Below are 15,925 nucleotides of genomic sequence, written 5' to 3' on the forward strand. Positions count from 1 at the left end.
GCCTTGCCCTGGAGACCGGGTGACGCGACGGCCGACGCCCTCGCCCTCGCCCTCGCCCAAGGAGTACGCCCTGGTCTGTCCCCGGGGCGGGCGACCGCCGAAGCACGGCAAGGAGTTCCGCTTCACCGAGCCGGAGAACGGGGGCGGGCGGCCGGCTGCCTCACGTTCCCGGTGACGGTGTCACAGAAGGTGTGGGTGACGGTCCGGATGTCTCGGTGCCGGTCGTGAGGGTCCGTAGCGGGCCGAGCCGGCGCTGCGCCTAGGCTGCAGGCTTTGGCCGACGCAGCACACGGGGGTACAGGGCCGATGAACCAGGCGACGGGGGCCTTCCAGCCGCTCAGGGCCGACGATCCGCCCGTGGTGGGGGGCTACCGGCTCGCCGCGCGGCTGGGCGCCGGTGGCATGGGGCAGGTGTATCTGTCGCACACGCAGGGCGGCCGTCCCGTGGCGGTCAAGGTCGTGCGGCCGGAGCTGGCCGACGATCCCGGCTTCCGGCGCAGGTTCGGCCGGGAGATCGAGGCGGCCCGGCAGGTCCGGGGGGCGTACACCGCCGAATTGATCGACGCCGACGCGGACGGCGTACCACCGTGGCTGGCCACGCTGTACGTGCCGGGGCCGTCGCTGACGGAGGCGGTGACCCGGCGTGGGCCGTTGCCGGTGCCGGCGGTGCTGTGGCTGATGGCGGGGGTGGCCGAGGCCTTGCAGGCCATCCACGCCGAGGGCATCGTGCACCGGGACCTGAAACCGTCGAATGTGCTGCTGGCCGCCGACGGCCCACGGGTGATCGATTTCGGTATCGCGCTGGCCGTCGACGGGACCTCGTACACGGCGACGGGAGGAACGATCGGCACGCCTGCCTTCATGACTCCGGAACAGGCGTCCGGGGACGAGACGACGGCGGCGACGGACGTCTTCGCGCTCGGCCAGACGGCGGCGTTCGCGGCGCTGGGCAGGCCGCTCTACGGCTCCGGTTCGGCCGTCAACATGCTGTACCGGATCGTGCACTGCGAACCCGACCTGTCCCTGCTGCCCCAGGCGCTGCGTCCGCTGTTCGCCCGGTGTCTGGCGGCCGACCCGGCGCAGCGTGCCACGCCGGCGGAGGTCGTGCAGTGGTGCCGGCAGCGGCTGGGGGCTGATGCGGACGGGGGCGGGGGGCCCGCTGTGTGGCGGGAGGTCGCCGGGCCGCAGGCCGTGGTTCCGGCGCCGGTAGCCGAGTCGACCCCGGCCTACCCGCAGCCGCCGGTCCCCGCCCAGGCGCTCGCGCAGCCGCGGTTCGGGGAGCCGCAGCCGACGCGGGAGCAGCGCAGGTCCCGCAGGCGGCGCGGTGCTCTGATCACGGCGGCCGGTGTGACGGGAGGTGCGTTGCTGGTGGTGGCACTGGCCTGGTCGGTCATGGATGTGAAGGACCGGATCGGTGACCGGGTCGCGGCCGGGGCCACGGCGTCCGCGACGAGTCCGGCCGCACGGTCGTCGTCGGCATCCGTACCGGGAGGTTCGTCGGACTCCTCCTCGGAGGCTTCGGGCTCGTCGGGGGAAGCCGGTGACGGTGCGTCCGGTGATGGCGCGTCGGGGGACGGTGCGCCCTCGTCGTCGGGCTCGGGCCAGGAGCCGCGGCCGCAGGGGTTCGTCCTGATGCGGCTGGACGCGAAGAGCTCGCTGAGCCTCTCGGGCTCCGACCCGCAGCTGGAGGGCCCCGAGGGCGACGTCCGCTTCGGGTGCAAGTCGGTGGGCTGTGAACTGTGGGGCGAGGAGACGGTGTTCATCCAGATGTTCGGAGCGCACGGCACCACCCTGGACGAGTGCCGTCTCCTGCTCGGGAGCACCACGAGGCACAGCGTGAAGCTGGCCGCGGCGGCGGCCGGCACCGAGATCTGCATGAAGGACGCCGAGGGCAACATCGGGCTGTACGTGATCCAGACGAAGTCGACCGCGATACCGGACCTCGCCTTCCTGCAAGGAGACCTGACTGTCTGGCGGGGCGCGGCCCGGTAGGGGTTCGGTGGGTCTGCGGGCAGGTGGGTGCTCGGGGTTTTCTGGTGGGGGCGGGGGCTGTTGGGCGCGGGCCGGCGGGCCGGGGCTGTCCGGGGAGTCCGGTGAAGGGGCCGGGCACGGTCCTGCCCCCGCAGTGGCTTCCGTGCCCGGTGGGTCGTGGCGCCGCATGCCGGAAAGGTGCAGGTGAGCGCAACGGACCGTCAGGCCGCGGCTGCGCAGTGTGCGTGGTGAGTACGGAAAGGTCCGGGGTGTCGACAATATTCCTGTGAAGATTGCGTAGATCACGAGATGGTTACTAGGGTCGGCCGTCGAACCTTCGTACGGTTGATTGCCCATCCGGGGTGACGGCGAAGGGACCGCCGAGTCCGTGACGTGCACGGGGCCGGGGATGCAGGTGTATTCCCCCCGCAGCCCGGTAGGCGGTTCGAGGAAGAAGGAGCTCGCCTTCGTGGCGTCCCACCGTCGTCCCAAGCAGCCGAGCCGCACCCGCGTGACCGTGCTCACCGCGACCGCCGCAGCCGCAGTGGCCCTGACCTCCCAGGCCGCCCACGCCGACCCCAAGCCGACCAGGAGCGAGGTCAAGGCGAAGGTCGACAAGCTGTACCACGAGGCCGAGGAGGCCACGGAGAAGTACAACGGTGCCAAGGAGCGGCAGGACAAGCTCAAGAACCAGGCAGACGCACTCCAGGACAAGGTCGCCCGCGGCCAGGACGAGCTCAACACGCTGCGCGCCGAGCTCGGTTCGCTGGCCACCGCGCAGTATCGCTCCGGCGGGCTGGACCCGTCGGTCCAGCTGCTGCTCTCCTCGGACCCGGACAGCTTCCTCGACCAGGCCTCCGCGCTCGACCAGCTGACGGCCCAGCAGGCCGAGTCGCTGCAGAAGATCCAGGCGAAGCAGCGCACCCTCGCGCAGCAGCGCACGGAAGCGCGCTCGAAGCTCAGCGACCTCTCCGAGGTCCGCGAGACGCTCGGCAGGAACAAGCAGAAGTTCCAGGGCAAGCTCGCCGACGCGCAGAAGCTGCTCAACACCCTGACCGTCGCCGAACGCGCCAGGATGGACCAGGACGAGCAGCGTGCCGGCCGCACCGCAGAGGACCGGGTCGACCTCGGCAACGAGGCCCCCGCCTCCGCGCTCGGCGCCGCGGCACTCCAGGCCGCCGACACACGGGTCGGCAAGCCCTACGTCCGTACCGCCACGGGCCCCGACTCCTTCGACTGCTCGGGTCTGACCCAGTGGGCCTACGCCCAGGCCGGTGCCGACATCACCCGCACGACGTTCACCCAGATCAATGAGGGCACCCGCATCCAGCGCGGCCAGCTCAAGCCGGGCGACCTGGTGTTCTTCAGCAACACCTCGCACGTGGGCCTCTACGCGGGCAACAACACGGTGCTCCACGCCCCCTACCCGGGTGCCTTCGTCCGCTACGAGTCGATGAACACCGTCGGCAGCTACCAGGCCGCGGTGCGCATCTGATCACATCCGGGCGGGCCCGGTGCCCGGCCGACTGCGCTGTGTGTGTGGGGGGCGGCGTTCGTGGGGGCGAGCCCCGCTGTCGGCGACGCCTGTGGCCGGGCTGTTCGCCGGGGGCGGGGCTCAGTGGGTGTCGCGCGGCGGCGGGAGCACGGCGAGGACCGCGATGACAGCCCGGTGGTCCGTCCCTGCCAGGGTGCGTTCCCTGACGGACACCCCTGCCAGCCCGGGGCCGTGCAGTACGTGGTCGAGCTGGACCAGGGGCGGGACGATCCCCGTGCCGACGGGCCAGGTCGGGGCCCATCCCCGGCCCAGTTCGGCGTGGGTGTCGGTGAGGCCGGCGGCCAGCAGTGCCCGCATCGGGGTGTGGTCGAGGGTCGCGTTGAAGTCGCCCAGGAACACGGTGTCCGCTCCCCCGTCCCGGGCCAGGGAGGCGAGGGCGGTCATGTCCCTGGTCCACCGGTCCGCGTCCCCGAGCGGGTAGTAGGTGTGAACGGCCACGAACCGCACCGTGCGTGCGCCGACTGCGACCCCGGCAGTGGTCTGCGGCCACGCGGTGTCGGCACGTGTCGTACCCGCCCGGGACAACGGGAGCCGGGAGTAGATCGACGAGTCGTACTCGGGGTGCAGTTCCCGGTACGGGAGCAGGGCGTCCAGCCCGGCCGTGTCGAGCGCGGCGAGCCCGGCGGACGGTGTCTGTTCCACGGCCAGTACGTCGATCCGCTCGGCACGGACCATCTCCGCCACCGCATGGGGGTCCACCGCCCCCGCATCGGTGTTGATCGTCGCCACCCGCAGCTCGGACGCCGACGGGGGGACGGAGGGCGCGTCGGACACGAACCGCGGTGCCATCAGGAGGATCTGGGCCACGGCCAGGACCGTTGCCGCCGCTGCAGTGCCCCGCGATCGCAGGGCGGGGACACCGGCCGTCACGCCGAGCACCAGCAGGCACAGGACGGCCGAGTGGGGCAACAGCACCAGCGGCACGGCGAGCAGCGTCCCGGCGTCGCTGCCCGTCAGCCGTACGAGGAGGAGGGCGGCAGGCACGGCGAGGGCGAGAGCGCAGGCCGCCCGCGCCCAGGTCCGGCCGCGGCGTCGTGGACCGTGCCCGCGGGCGGGGCGCGCAGCCTTCGGGTCCGTGGAGGTCCTCGTGTCGGCACTCACACCGTGCGCCCTTTCAGGAAGCCTGTCTCCGAGCAGCCTCACCCAGGCCGGTTCGGCCGTCGATGAACGCCGCACCGTCGGGGCCTGCGGGGGGGGGGGCAGGTGCGGTCGCGGCGTTCCCGCCGGGACGAGAGGACATGGGCATCCTCGCGTTGACCGCACACAGGAGGACGGGCGGCTTCCGCACGGCTGCCGCCCCGGCCCCCGTGCGGGCGCCCCGGAGTTTAGCGCGCCGGGCGGATCACGTTCCAGGTGCGGCGCCCGGGCGCCGAAGCGGCCCGGCATCTCGGACACGAGGGCTCGCAGAGGTTTTCGCTGCCCGCACGAATGCGGTGTTCGTCCGTGCGTAGCGGGGCCGCCTGCCGGGGAGGACCCAGCGGGGTACATGCGTCAACCGGGGGGCACAGATGCCTTTTCTGCTGTTTGTGACGGCTGCGGTACTGAGCATCATCTCGTTCGTGACCGGCAACGACACTGTTTTCACGGTGAGTTGGGTGGTCTGGTTCCTGGCAGTGCTGCTGGTGCTGCGCAACCGCCGGGTGCGGCTCAGGTACAGCACACCGGAGAAGCTGCGGGCAGCGATCGCCGAGGGCGATGTGCGGGCCCTGCGGGCCACGGCGATGCTCGCGAAGATCAACAAGGATCTGGATGAGGCGGAGCGGCTGCTGCGCCTGGCGGTGGACCGGGGGGATCGGGAGGCCATGTGGGAGATGGGCCGGCTGGTCGAGGAGCGCGACGGTCTCGCCGCGTCGGAGCGGTGGTTCCGGATGGCGGCGGAGAACGGGCACTTCTTCGCGAAGCGCTTCTTCCGGCCCGGCCACGCACTCAACATGGACGGGACGAACCCGCTGTAGCGGGGGGCGGCAGGGGCTCGGAGAGGACTGCCGGCGGGGGCACGCCACGCAGGTGGAGTGGCTTCGTTCGGGGTTCCTCTCGTGTTCCTGCGGTCCTGGGTGTCCAGGTCCTTCGAGGACCTGTGGGTCCGTCGAGGACCGTGGGCTCCCCGGGATCACGCGGCGGGACGACGCGGCGCGGCGCAGGCGTCGTCATGGTCTCCCGTCAGGCCCTGGTCCGAGGGAAGGTTCTCGCGCGGGGTGGCGATCTGCCGGGTGCACCCCGGGCCGGACCGCCGCGGCCGGCCCCGCCCTTCACGCGCGGCGGCCATGGCATCGCCGGGGTGCCGGGTTCCGGGGCTGCTGTGGAACACGGGGCCGGGTGGCGGGCGCCGGGTGCATGGGGTTCAGTGGCCGAGGGTTCCCGGGCCCTGCCGCCGGAGCGCGGTCGTCAGCTGCCGACGGGCCGGGCGGGGGGAACGGCTCCGCATGTTCGGGGTGGTGGGGCTGGGGTGACGCAACAGGGCCTACAGGTCCTGAGATGCGCGGCCGGAGGCTACTGGTCGGGCCGGGGGCGAGGAAGGGGAGTCCGGCCCGCGACGCCGTTCCTTCCGGGTCACGGCGCCGCGGGCCGGCTGCGCCGCGTGTCAGCGGGGTCGCCGGCGTACAAGCGTCATCCCGTCGGCTCGTCCGGGGCGGGCTGGTCCGTGCGGATGGCGGCGTTACGGGCGGAGTCACGGCCCGAGCCGGCCTCGTCGGGATCGGTCTTCTCGGCGTCCGGTTCCGCTTCGGGACGTTCGGTACCCGGCGGGAGGATCACGTCGAGGGCGTCTTCGCCCTCCTGGGCCTGCTGGTCGGGCATGTCTGCGGGTATCGGCGGCGGGCTGGCCTTCGCCCCGGTGTAGGCGGTTCCCTGAGGCCTGCGGTCGGTCATGTCGTCTACTCCCGTGGGTGCGTGCGCGCCCGCTCCGGTGCGTGCGGGCCGGTGTCGCACCTCGCGTACCCCCTGGGCCCCGGACGACGCATGCCCGCCCGGGCTGCGGAGCAGCGGTGCGGGGCGTTGCGGGGTGCGGGGCGTTGTGGGGTGCGGGCCCTACTGCGCCCGGCTGCGGGCTGTGGCACCTTCCACTGTACGTACGGGGGTGGTTGTGCGCCGGGGGCGGAACACGGTGACGGGGCAGCCGGTGTCCGGTGCCCGGCCGGTCGCGTCGCGTTGGTGCGGTTGTTGCCTCCCGGGCCGTGCGTGGCGTCCGGGTGCGCGTGTGCCGTGCCAGTGGCGCGGCCGGGCATCACCGGGGTCCGGACGGGCCCGGGGTCCCGCAGACAGCATGGCGCCACCCGGCATCACATGGCACCACTTGGCACTGCGTGGCGCCGCACGGTGCCAAGTGGCGCCATTTCATGCCGCGAGAAGTGGGCGAACACGCATGGTGCCACGATTGTCCAGCTCAGCTTCAGCACGTTTCCGCAGGTCAGAGGTACTGGAGCTGATGGCGTGTACAGGAATGGCACCGAGCGCCTTGCGCATGGAGCCAACATGGTGCCATTATGGCGTCATGGACCTCACCCCGTATGTCGACACCCTTCGCCGCGAACTCGTGGTGGCCGCCGAAGCCGGCGGCGACGAAGCCCGCGAGCTGGCGGAGAGGCTCACTGCTCCTCTGGAGTCGGCGACCCGGCTGGCCATGCTCCACATGCTTTCCGCCGCGACGGACGAGATCACCCGTGAGCTCGCCCCCGGCTCGGTGGATGTACGGCTGCGCGGGCTCGACCCCGATTTCGTGGTGACAGCGCCGCCCACCGACGGCGGCGTCCCCGCGGAGCCGGCGGGGCCCGTCGGACCGCTCAGGGCCCAGGCCCCGGCCCCGGCCCCGGCCGACGGTGACGAGGGCGGCACCGCCCGCGTCAACCTGCGCCTGCCGGCCCACCTCAAGGCCCGCGCGGAGGAGGTCGCGGCCGGCGAGGGCCTGTCGGTCAACGCGTGGCTGGTGCGTGCCGTGTCGGCCGCGGTCGACGGTGGCGCCCGGCCGCGCGCAGCGGAGAAGAGCCAGACCATCGGACAGAGCTTCACGGGCTGGGTGCGCTGAGCGCGCCCCGGGCCCGCACCACTTCACCGACACCACGTCCCACCAGCGGGGACGCCCTGAAGACCCAAGAGGACGGGACAGCCATGCCTTCTTTCGACACCCCCGAACCGATCTCGGCCACGGCGCACGTGGATGCCGGCTCCATCCAGTTCACCGCGGGCGACCGCTCCGACACCGTCGTCGAGGTGCGGCCCCGCGACCCGGACAAGGACCAGGACGTGCGGGCGGCCGAGCAGACCGAGACCACGTACGCGAGCGGTGAACTGGCCGTCAGGACACCCAAGCCCAACCTGTTCGGCCGCACCGGCACCGTCGACGTGACGGTCGAACTGCCCACGGGCTCACGCATCGAGGTGACCGGCGCCTGGGCCCAGGTGCTCGGCGAGGGCCGGCTCGGCGAGGTCCGCGTGAAGACCTCCGCCGGCGACGTCCGCCTGGACACGACCGGCCCGCTGCGGCTGACCGCGTCCCACGGCTCGATCACCGTGGACCGGGTCGAGGGCCCGGCCGAGATCACCACCAGTTCCGGCAGCATGCGTGTCGGCCTCGTCGACGGCCCCGCCGTCCTGAAGAACTCGCACGGCACCACGACCGTCGGCGCCGTGACCGGTGAACTGCGGGTGAGCGGCGCCAACGGTGACATCGAGATCCGGCGCGCCGAGGACTCGGTCACCGCCACCACCGCCCACGGCACCCTGCGCGTGGGTGAGGTGGCCCGGGGCACCGTCCAGCTGGAGACCCACCACGGCGCCATCGAAGTCGGCGTCCGCGAGGGCACCGCCGCCTGGCTCGACGTCCAGTCGGGCTCCGGGCAGGTGCGCAACACCCTCACCGCGTCCGGGGCCCCGGAGGAGACCGAGGACACCGTCAGGGTCCGCGCCCGCACCCGGCACGGCAGCATCGACGTCCGCCGCGCCAGGGCCTGACCCCGACCAACGGGCCCCGGCCCACCCGCTCCCCCATCCACTCCAGCCTCCGAACGGGAGAGCCCCATGCCTATTTCTGTCATGCCCACATCCAGATCGGGTGACGGTCGCACGCCGGCGGCCGCCGTATCCGCCGTCGGTCTGCGCAAGTCGTACGGCGACAAGACCGTTCTCGACGGCATCGATCTGCGGATCCCGGCCGGGTCCGTGTTCGCGCTGCTCGGGCCGAACGGCGCCGGCAAGACCACCGCCGTGAAGATCCTGTCCACGCTCATCACCGCCGACGGCGGGCAGGCCCAGGTCGCGGGCCACGACCTCGCCGCCGACCCGCAGGCCGTACGGGCCGCGATCGGTGTCACCGGGCAGTTCTCCGCCGTCGACGGCCTGATCACCGGCGAGGAGAACATGCTCCTCATGGCCGACCTGCACCACCTCTCCCGCAGCGAGGGCCGGCGCACCGCCGCCGAGCTCCTGGAGCGCTTCGACCTCCTCGACGCGGCGAAGAAGCCCGCCTCCACCTACTCCGGCGGCATGAAGCGCCGCCTGGACATCGCCATGACCCTGGTCGGCGGCCCCCGGATCATCTTCCTCGACGAACCGACCACCGGCCTCGACCCCCGCTCCCGCCACACCATGTGGGGCATCATCCGCGAGCTGGTCTCCGACGGGGTGACCGTCTTCCTCACCACCCAGTACCTCGAGGAGGCGGACGAACTCGCCGACCGCATCGCCGTCCTGAACAACGGGAAGATCGCCGCCGAGGGCACCGCCGACGAACTGAAGCGGCTCGTCCCGGGCGGTCACGTCCGCCTGCGCTTCACCGACCCGGCCGCCTACCGGTCCGCCACCTCGGCCCTGCGCGAAGTCACCGCCGACGACGAGGCACTGTCGCTGCAGATCCCCAGCGGCGGCAGCCAGCGCGAACTGCGCACCATCCTCGACCGGCTCGACTCCGCAGGCATCGAGGCCGACGAACTCACCGTGCACACCCCCGACCTCGACGACGTGTTCTTCGCCCTGACCGCCACCACCGTGCCCGCCCGGAACACCCGGAACACCCAGCCCGAGGAGACCGTCCGATGAGTACCCTGTCCCTCGCCGTGCGCGACTCCTCCACCATGCTGCGCCGCAACCTCCTGCACGCCCGGCGCTACCCCTCCCTCACCCTCAACCTCCTGCTCACCCCGATCATGCTCCTGCTGCTCTTCGTCTACATCTTCGGCGACACCATGAGCACCGGCATCAGCGGCGGCGGGACGGGCCGCTCCGCCTACATCGCCTACATCGTCCCCGGCCTCCTGCTGATGACCATCGGCAGCACCGTCGTCGGCACCGCCGTCTCCGTCTCCACCGACATGACCGAAGGCATCATCGCCCGCTTCCGCACCATGGCCATCCACCGCGGATCCGTACTCGTCGGACACGTCGTCGGCAGCGTCCTGCAGTCGGTCGCCAGCGTGGTCCTCGTCGGAGCCGTCGGCGTGGCCATCGGCTTCCGCTCCACCGACGCCACCGCCCTGGAATGGCTCGCGGCGTTCGCCCTGCTCGCCCTCTTCGCCCTGGCACTCACATGGATCGCCGTCGGAATGGGCATGGCCAGCCCGAACGCGGAAGCGGCCAGCAACAACGCGACGCCGCTGATCATCCTGCCCCTCATCTCGAGCGCCTTCGTCCCCGTCGAAGCGATGCCGGGCTGGTTCCAGCCGATCGCCGAGTACCAGCCCTTCACACCCGCCATCGAAACCCTGCGCGGCCTGCTGCTCGGCACCGAGATCGGCCACAACGGATGGCTCGCCGTCGCCTGGTGCCTGGGCCTCACCGTGCTCGGCTACCTCTGGTCGAAGGCAGCCTTCGACCGCGACCCGAAGTAACCAGAACAACCTCCCCACTCCCCGCTTCCGCCTTCCGCGTGAGCGTCCCGCCCGGGGCGGCGCACTCCGACACCGCGTCGGCGTACGCCGCCCCGCCCGCGTTCCCGGCCGCCCGCCGGGACCCGGCAGCCCGGACACCACCGGCCGGAACCCGCACCCCCTGCCGCCGGCCTCCCCCGCGAGTCAGGGACCGCGGGGGCACACCGCCGCGGGCCGGCCCCACCGCGGCGGGCCCGAAGGCGGGGCCGGGCGCACCTGTACGCGGACGCGGCTGGCCACGGGCCCGGGCGTAGGCTTCGCCCAGCATGAACAGGGGGCGCAGCACATGACGGACGAAACAGCGCAGAGGTGGCAGTCGACCCTCGATTCCGTGGTGGTGTACGCGCAGGGTGCGGTGTGCCGGCGCCTGGCGCGGGGCAGTGTGCCGCCGGACGGCAGGGTGCGGGTGACGGGTCTGCCCCGCTCGCTGGACCCGGCCTCGCTGCGGGTGCGTGTTCCGGACGCTCCCGGGGTGCGTGTCAGCGAGGCCAGGGTGGAGGCCGAGGCCGGGCCGTCCGGCGCTCGTGTGCCCGGCGGGCTGCGGGAGGCGGCCGAGGGGCTGCGCGAGCAGTACGCGGCGGCCCTGCGCCGCCGGGACCATCTGCTGGGCCTGATCGAGGAGATCAGGGCTCTGCGCCCGGTCCCGCCGGCCCGCAGGTCCCAGGACCCGCCCCGTCGTACCCCGGTCGGGGCGTGGCTGGAACTCGCCGGGTTCGTGGACGAGCGGCTGGCAGGGCTGCACACCCGGCTGGCGGAGGCACAGGAGGAGGTGCGCAGTTCCGGCCACGCGCTCGGCATCGCCGAGGACAGGCTCGCCCGCGCCTCGACCGGTACACCCCCGGCACATGTGGAGACGACGCTCTCGGCCCTCCTGGCCGTCGACACCTCCGCCGCCGGTGACACCGCGACGGAGATCGAGGTGGAGGTGGAGTACGGGGTGCCGGGCGCCGTCTGGGTGCCCGCCTACCGCCTGACCTACCGTCAGGGTGAGGGCAGCGGCCGTCTGGTGCTGCGTGCCTCGGTCGCCCAGCGCACCGGGGAGGACTGGAGCGGTGTGTCCCTCGCCCTGGCCACGGCCGACCTGCGGCGCAGCACCGCTCTGCCCAGGCTCCGCTCGGTGCGGATCGGGCGCCGTCAGCCCGCCTGCGCGCCCTCCGGCTGGCGCGAGCCCCCGGCGGGTCTCGCCGGCCTGTTCTCCGGGTACGACGCGGCGGGCCCGTGTCCTGTTCCGGACGCCGGGCCGCCGGCTGCCGGGGCCGGCCCCGTCGCGGCGCCCGCCCCGCAGGCCTACGGCGGTCCTCCCGCCGCGTTCGCGGTGCCGGGGGGTGCCCCGGAGCCCTACGCAGGTATCGGGTCCGGGCCCGCGCCGCCGGTCGGGGCGGGCCGGGGTGCGGGGAGGCCGGGTTCCGCCGGCGGGGCCTTCAAGGCCCCCGCCCCCGCGGCCCCCTCCCCCGCGGCGCCCGTCTTCGGGTCGCCGCGGGCGTCCGGGGCTCCTGGCCGGGCCGTGCCTGTTTCCCCTGCGCCACCCGTCCCTGCGCAGGACGTCCCTGCGCAGGGGGCCGGTGCACCGCAACCGAGCGGCGAGGAGCTCGACTACGGCGGGCTCGTCCTGTGCGGGCCCGACGAGGACGGCGGCCGACGTGGCCTGCTGTTCCCCGGCTCCCCCTTCGACCCGGTGGCGGCCGGGTACCGCCGCCGCGCCGAATCGGTGGCCTCGCTGCCGCTGCCCGGGCACGCCGTGCGGCCCGGGGGGCCGGCGGGTTCCTTCGACCACCGTTTCGATCCGCCCGCCCGCGCCGACATTCCCTCCGACGGCACCTGGCACACCGTCACCATCGGCGAGATCCCGGTCGCGCTGCGCACCGAGTACCTCTGCACACCGTCGGTGGAGCAGACCGTGTACGCGACGTCGGTGCTCTCCAACGCCACCGACCAGGCTCTGCTCGCCGGCCCGGTGGACGTCGTCGTCGACGGCGCATTCCTGCTGACCGCAGCGCTGCCGGCGCTCGCCCCCGGCGGTGTGTGCCGCCTCGGTCTCGGACCGGCCGAAGGCATCGGGGTCACCCGCCGCACCAACCTGCACGAGTCCGCCTCGGGGCTGCGCAGCAACATCACCGTGCTCGATCACCAGGTCCGCGTGGAGGTGGCCAACCGCCTCGCGCGGCCCGTCACCCTCGAGGTCCGCGAGCGGGTGCCCGTCACCACCGAAGCGGATGTCCGCATCGAGGAACGGGCCGGCTGGACGGCACCCCAGGACGGCCCGGGGCCCGACCGTCACGCCCCGGGCACCCGCATCCGGCGGGTGGACCTGCCCGCCGGCGGCACCGCCGTCCTCGACGGCGGCTACGAGATCCGGATCCCGGCCGGGAAGGCCCTCGCCGGCGGCAACCGCAGGAGCTGACCCACGATGACCACGGCCCCGAAGCCGATCGCCCTGCCCGTCACCGCCGTCACCTGCCTGGAGGACCGCGCCCACGTCGAGCGTGCTGTCACCCTCGACCTGGAGGCGGGGATCCAGCGGCTGCGCCTGGGCCCGGTCAGTGCCCTGGCCGTCGACCGGACCCTTCACGCCGAGCTGAGCGCCGACCACCCGGCGACCGTCCTGGACGTGCGGATCGTCCGGAGCTGGACACCGCGCGGGCCGCTGCCGCACGCCGAGGACTCCGCCCTGCGCAGACACGCGCACACCCTCACCCAGGAGCAGCTCGCCCTGGTCCGCCGGCAGGAGCGGCTGCACACCCGCCAGGACCTCCTGGGCCGCCTGGCCACCGATCTGCTGCGCGAGATCGGTGAGAGTGCCGGCGCCGGGGAGACGGACGGGCCCCGCTGGGCCCGCGAACTGGACCGGGTGGACCAGGAACGCGACACGTGCGGCGAGGAGCTGCGCACCGTGGAGGCGCGGCTCGGGGCCCTGGGCGAGGAGCTCGGCGAGGCCGGGCAGGCCCTGCACGCAGCCGAGGAGGAGCCCGCCGGACTCGTCGGCCACATCGAGCTGACCGTGCAGAGCGCGGTTGCCGGGCCGGTCGGTGTGCGTCTGAGCCACCTGACCCCGTGTGCGCTGTGGCGGCCCGCCTACCGGGCCGTGCTCGAGGGGGACCGTCTGACGCTGGAGACGGATGCGATGGTCTGGCAGCGCACCGGTGAGGACTGGTCGGACGTACGGCTGACGTTGTCGACGGCCCGTTCCGCGCTCGCCACCGTTGCGCCGGACCTGGTCGAGGACCGGCTGACGCTCACGGACCGCTCCGTCGCGGAGCGCCGTGTCGTAGACGTCGAGGTGCGCGAGGAGGAGATCGGGACGCTGGGCCCGGCACCGGTACGGGGTCTGCCGGGGGTCGACGACGGTGGCGAAGCACAGGTGTTGCGGTCCCCTGCGGGGGTCTTCGTGCCCAGTGACGGAACCGCGCACCGTGTGCCGCTGTCCGCGTTCACCACAGCCGCACGCAGTGAGTACGCGTGTTCACCCGAGCTGTCCGACCTGGTCACCCGGGTGGTGCGGTTCGACGGACCGGCCGGCCATGCGCTGCTCGCCGGGCCCGTGGACCTGGTTCGCGACAGCGGATTCAGCGGCCGCGGCACACTGGACTTCACCGCTCCCGGCGCGCCCGTCGAGCTCGCCTTCGGCAGTTGCGACGACCACCGGGTGGTACGGCATGCCGAGGAGTCACGCAGTAGTGCCGGGCTCACCCAGCGGACCGTCATCACCCGCACGGTGAGACTGCACCTGTCGCGGTTCGGTGCCCCCGGGGAACACGGTGAGCGGGTGGTCGTGGTCCGGGAGCGGCTCCCCGTCTCCGAAGTCTCCGCGGTGGGGGTACGGCTGCTCGAGGAGTCCTGCTCCCCCGCACCCGACCTGGTCGACGCCGAGGGCATAGCCCGCTGGGACGTCCCCCTGTCGCCCCGCGGCCACCGCACACTCACCCTCGTCTACGAACTGACGGCGAACGCGAAAGTCACCGGGCTCTGAGAGCAACGGTGCTGCCGGGCAGGGTCGGGCACCGTACGGAACCGGACCCGGAACCCGGGTCACTGGTCCCCGGCTCCGGGCTCCGGGACCGGGCCGGCTGCCCGGGGTGACACCTCGTGTGGTGCGCTCAGGGGGTGTCGCCGGACCAGTCCCAGCGCCCCGGGTCGCCGGGGCGCTGGTCGTACAAGGCCCGTCCCCCGCCGCCGAACCGCCCGAGCTCGGTCTTCAGCGCGGCACCGGTACGGATCGCGTCCCTCGTCCAGCCGGTGATGTCGAGCAGCAGGCCGTCCAGCGGCCCCCCGACCAGTTCGGCGTAGGTCTGCCCCCGCCTCGGTCCCTGGTCCGGGGCCCCCGGGTCCTGGCCGTACACCCGGCCGCGCAACAGCTGCTCGTCGTCACTGTCCATGCCCCCAGCCTTCCAGCCGCCACTGACAGTGCGGACCTGCCGGCCCCGGCCCCGACCTAGGCTTCGGCTTCGGCTTCGGCGCCGGGTCGCCCGGTGCTCCGGTGAAGGCCCCGCCGCGGGCCGGGGCTGCGGGCGTACGTGCCGGTGTTCTGCCTCGAAGGGTGTGTACGCCCGGGCGGCCCGGGCGTGGTGCGGCCGCGCGGTGCGGGCAGGTGCCGAGGACGGCCGTCCCGTCGCCTCACCCCGCACGTCGTTCCCCGGCCCGGGCGTCGCCCCGGACACCCGATGAGGTACGAAGTCCGGTGTGAACGAACAGACTCGGCCCGCGACCGTTCGCGTGTTCATCGCCCTCGCCCCGCCCGACCACGCGAAGGAGGAACTCGCCCGGGAGCTTGGCCCCGCCTATGGCACACACCCTCACCTGCGGTGGAACCGCATCGAGGACTGGCACATCACCCTGGCGTTCCTCGGGGAGCTGCCGGCCGGGACCGTACCGCTGCTGCGCCGGCCGCTCGCCGACCTCGCAGCCGGCCGCCGGCCGCCCGGTCTGGCACTGCGCGGCAGCGGCAGCTTCGACGACCGGGTGCTGTGGAGCGGAGTCGAGGGAGACCTCGGCGAACTGCACACGCTCGCCGCCGACGTGCGCAGCGCGGTCAGGAACTGCGGTGTCACCTTCGAGGAACGGCCCCTGCGCCCCCATCTGACGCTGGCCCGCGCCCGTCGGGGAGATCGGACCTCGGCAGCGGAGATCGCCGAAGGGCTCGCCGGATTCACCGGCCGCCGCTGGCCTGCCGAACGCCTGCACCTGGTCGGCAGCAACGCCGGGCGCGGCAAGGGGCCGATCCACTACCGCGACATCGAGTCCTGGGCCCTGGGCGACGGGGGCCGCACAGGGGCATGAAACACGACGCTCGTCCTCCCTGCCCCCCGGGGGGCCCGGGCCCCGCAGCCCACGGACGTCCCCGGCCCACGGACATCCCGTCCCGTCCGGTCCCACGGCCCGCCCCGTCCCGTCCGCAGCCCTCGGCCGTTTCGCCGCCCCGGCCTTCCGCAGCCGGCCCTGCGGTGCGGGGGCTCACCCCCGCCCCCGTGCCGAGCCACCGGGGACTCGCGGACGGCACGGCTGCGGCACCGGCTCCGGCTCCGGCCGCCGAGCCCGTCGAAGCCCA

General features: G+C 73.5%; 13 protein-coding genes. 10 read left to right on the forward strand and 3 right to left on the reverse strand.

Annotated features, from left to right (window positions below; all coding sequences use genetic code 11):
• Positions 1-306 precede the first annotated feature (306 nt).
• Positions 307-1,992: a serine/threonine-protein kinase gene (locus OG927_RS00455; protein ID WP_330319476.1), complete on the forward strand. Its 1,686-nt coding sequence runs from the start codon at positions 307-309 to the stop codon at positions 1,990-1,992.
• Positions 1,993-2,440: 448 nt separating this feature from the next.
• Complete coding sequence (locus tag OG927_RS00460) at positions 2,441-3,466, forward strand: C40 family peptidase (RefSeq protein WP_330319477.1); 1,026 nt, start codon at positions 2,441-2,443, stop codon at positions 3,464-3,466.
• 120 nt (positions 3,467-3,586) lie between these two features.
• On the opposite strand, the gene OG927_RS00465 is transcribed toward OG927_RS00460, so the two are convergent.
• Positions 3,587-4,627 (reverse strand): endonuclease/exonuclease/phosphatase family protein, encoded by a 1,041-nt coding sequence (locus tag OG927_RS00465; RefSeq protein WP_330319478.1) that lies wholly within the window; start codon positions 4,625-4,627, stop codon positions 3,587-3,589.
• Between the two features lie 458 nt (positions 4,628-5,085).
• On the opposite strand from OG927_RS00465, the gene OG927_RS00470 reads away from it, so the two are divergent.
• The gene (locus OG927_RS00470; RefSeq protein WP_241192067.1) at positions 5,086-5,481 is read left to right on the forward strand and encodes an SEL1-like repeat protein; all 396 of its coding nucleotides are present in this window, start codon (positions 5,086-5,088) and stop codon (positions 5,479-5,481) included.
• Positions 5,482-6,133: 652 nt separating this feature from the next.
• Here the strand turns inward: OG927_RS00470 and OG927_RS00475 are convergent.
• Positions 6,134-6,394, reverse strand: a complete 261-nt coding sequence (locus tag OG927_RS00475; protein ID WP_056790186.1) for a hypothetical protein — start codon at positions 6,392-6,394, stop codon at positions 6,134-6,136.
• Positions 6,395-7,016: 622 nt separating this feature from the next.
• On the opposite strand from OG927_RS00475, the gene OG927_RS00480 reads away from it, so the two are divergent.
• The 6 genes from OG927_RS00480 (at position 7,017) to OG927_RS00505 (ending at position 14,350) form a co-directional block, all read left to right on the forward strand.
• Positions 7,017-7,547, forward strand: a complete 531-nt coding sequence (locus OG927_RS00480) for a hypothetical protein (protein ID WP_330319479.1) — start codon at positions 7,017-7,019, stop codon at positions 7,545-7,547.
• An 83-nt stretch (positions 7,548-7,630) separates the two neighbouring features.
• Complete coding sequence (locus OG927_RS00485) at positions 7,631-8,473, forward strand: DUF4097 family beta strand repeat-containing protein (protein ID WP_330319480.1); 843 nt, start codon at positions 7,631-7,633, stop codon at positions 8,471-8,473.
• An 81-nt stretch (positions 8,474-8,554) separates the two neighbouring features.
• Positions 8,555-9,556: an ATP-binding cassette domain-containing protein gene (locus tag OG927_RS00490; RefSeq protein WP_056790176.1), complete on the forward strand. Its 1,002-nt coding sequence runs from the start codon at positions 8,555-8,557 to the stop codon at positions 9,554-9,556.
• Positions 9,553-10,344, forward strand: coding sequence for an ABC transporter permease (locus OG927_RS00495; protein ID WP_056790173.1), 792 nt, complete (start codon positions 9,553-9,555; stop codon positions 10,342-10,344). Before OG927_RS00490 ends, OG927_RS00495 begins: the two co-directional genes overlap by 4 nt.
• Positions 10,345-10,669: 325 nt before the next feature.
• A complete protein-coding gene (locus OG927_RS00500) occupies positions 10,670-12,784 on the forward strand; it encodes a DUF4139 domain-containing protein (RefSeq protein WP_330319481.1) in 2,115 nt (704 codons plus the stop codon).
• 6 nt (positions 12,785-12,790) lie between these two features.
• Positions 12,791-14,350: a DUF4139 domain-containing protein gene (locus OG927_RS00505; protein ID WP_330319482.1), complete on the forward strand. Its 1,560-nt coding sequence runs from the start codon at positions 12,791-12,793 to the stop codon at positions 14,348-14,350.
• Positions 14,351-14,477: 127 nt separating this feature from the next.
• Here OG927_RS00505 and OG927_RS00510 read toward each other — a convergent pair whose 3' ends face one another.
• On the reverse strand, positions 14,478-14,756 hold the full coding sequence (locus tag OG927_RS00510; RefSeq protein ID WP_056790164.1) for a hypothetical protein: 279 nt from the start codon (positions 14,754-14,756) through the stop codon (positions 14,478-14,480).
• 304 nt (positions 14,757-15,060) lie between these two features.
• On the opposite strand from OG927_RS00510, the gene thpR reads away from it, so the two are divergent.
• On the forward strand, positions 15,061-15,657 hold the full coding sequence (gene thpR / locus OG927_RS00515) for an RNA 2',3'-cyclic phosphodiesterase (protein WP_056790161.1): 597 nt from the start codon (positions 15,061-15,063) through the stop codon (positions 15,655-15,657).
• Positions 15,658-15,925: the final 268 nt, after the last annotated feature.

It is taken from the genome of Streptomyces clavifer (genome assembly GCF_036345975.1).
Lineage (GTDB): Bacteria > Actinomycetota > Actinomycetes > Streptomycetales > Streptomycetaceae > Streptomyces > Streptomyces clavifer.

Excerpts from the sequence above, each read along its gene's own strand:
- OG927_RS00485 (WP_330319480.1), top strand. The coding sequence starts at position 7,631 with ATGCCTTCTTTCGACACCCCCGAACCGATCTCGGCCACGGCGCACGTG.
- OG927_RS00490 (WP_056790176.1), top strand. The coding sequence starts at position 8,555 with ATGCCCACATCCAGATCGGGTGACGGTCGCACGCCGGCGGCCGCCGTA.
- OG927_RS00495 (WP_056790173.1), top strand. The coding sequence starts at position 9,553 with ATGAGTACCCTGTCCCTCGCCGTGCGCGACTCCTCCACCATGCTGCGC.
- OG927_RS00475 (WP_056790186.1), bottom strand. The coding sequence starts at position 6,394 with ATGACCGACCGCAGGCCTCAGGGAACCGCCTACACCGGGGCGAAGGCC.
- OG927_RS00500 (WP_330319481.1), top strand. The coding sequence starts at position 10,670 with ATGACGGACGAAACAGCGCAGAGGTGGCAGTCGACCCTCGATTCCGTG.
- OG927_RS00455 (WP_330319476.1), top strand. The coding sequence starts at position 307 with ATGAACCAGGCGACGGGGGCCTTCCAGCCGCTCAGGGCCGACGATCCG.
- OG927_RS00505 (WP_330319482.1), top strand. The coding sequence starts at position 12,791 with ATGACCACGGCCCCGAAGCCGATCGCCCTGCCCGTCACCGCCGTCACC.
- OG927_RS00510 (WP_056790164.1), bottom strand. The coding sequence starts at position 14,756 with ATGGACAGTGACGACGAGCAGCTGTTGCGCGGCCGGGTGTACGGCCAG.
- OG927_RS00480 (WP_330319479.1), top strand. The coding sequence starts at position 7,017 with ATGGACCTCACCCCGTATGTCGACACCCTTCGCCGCGAACTCGTGGTG.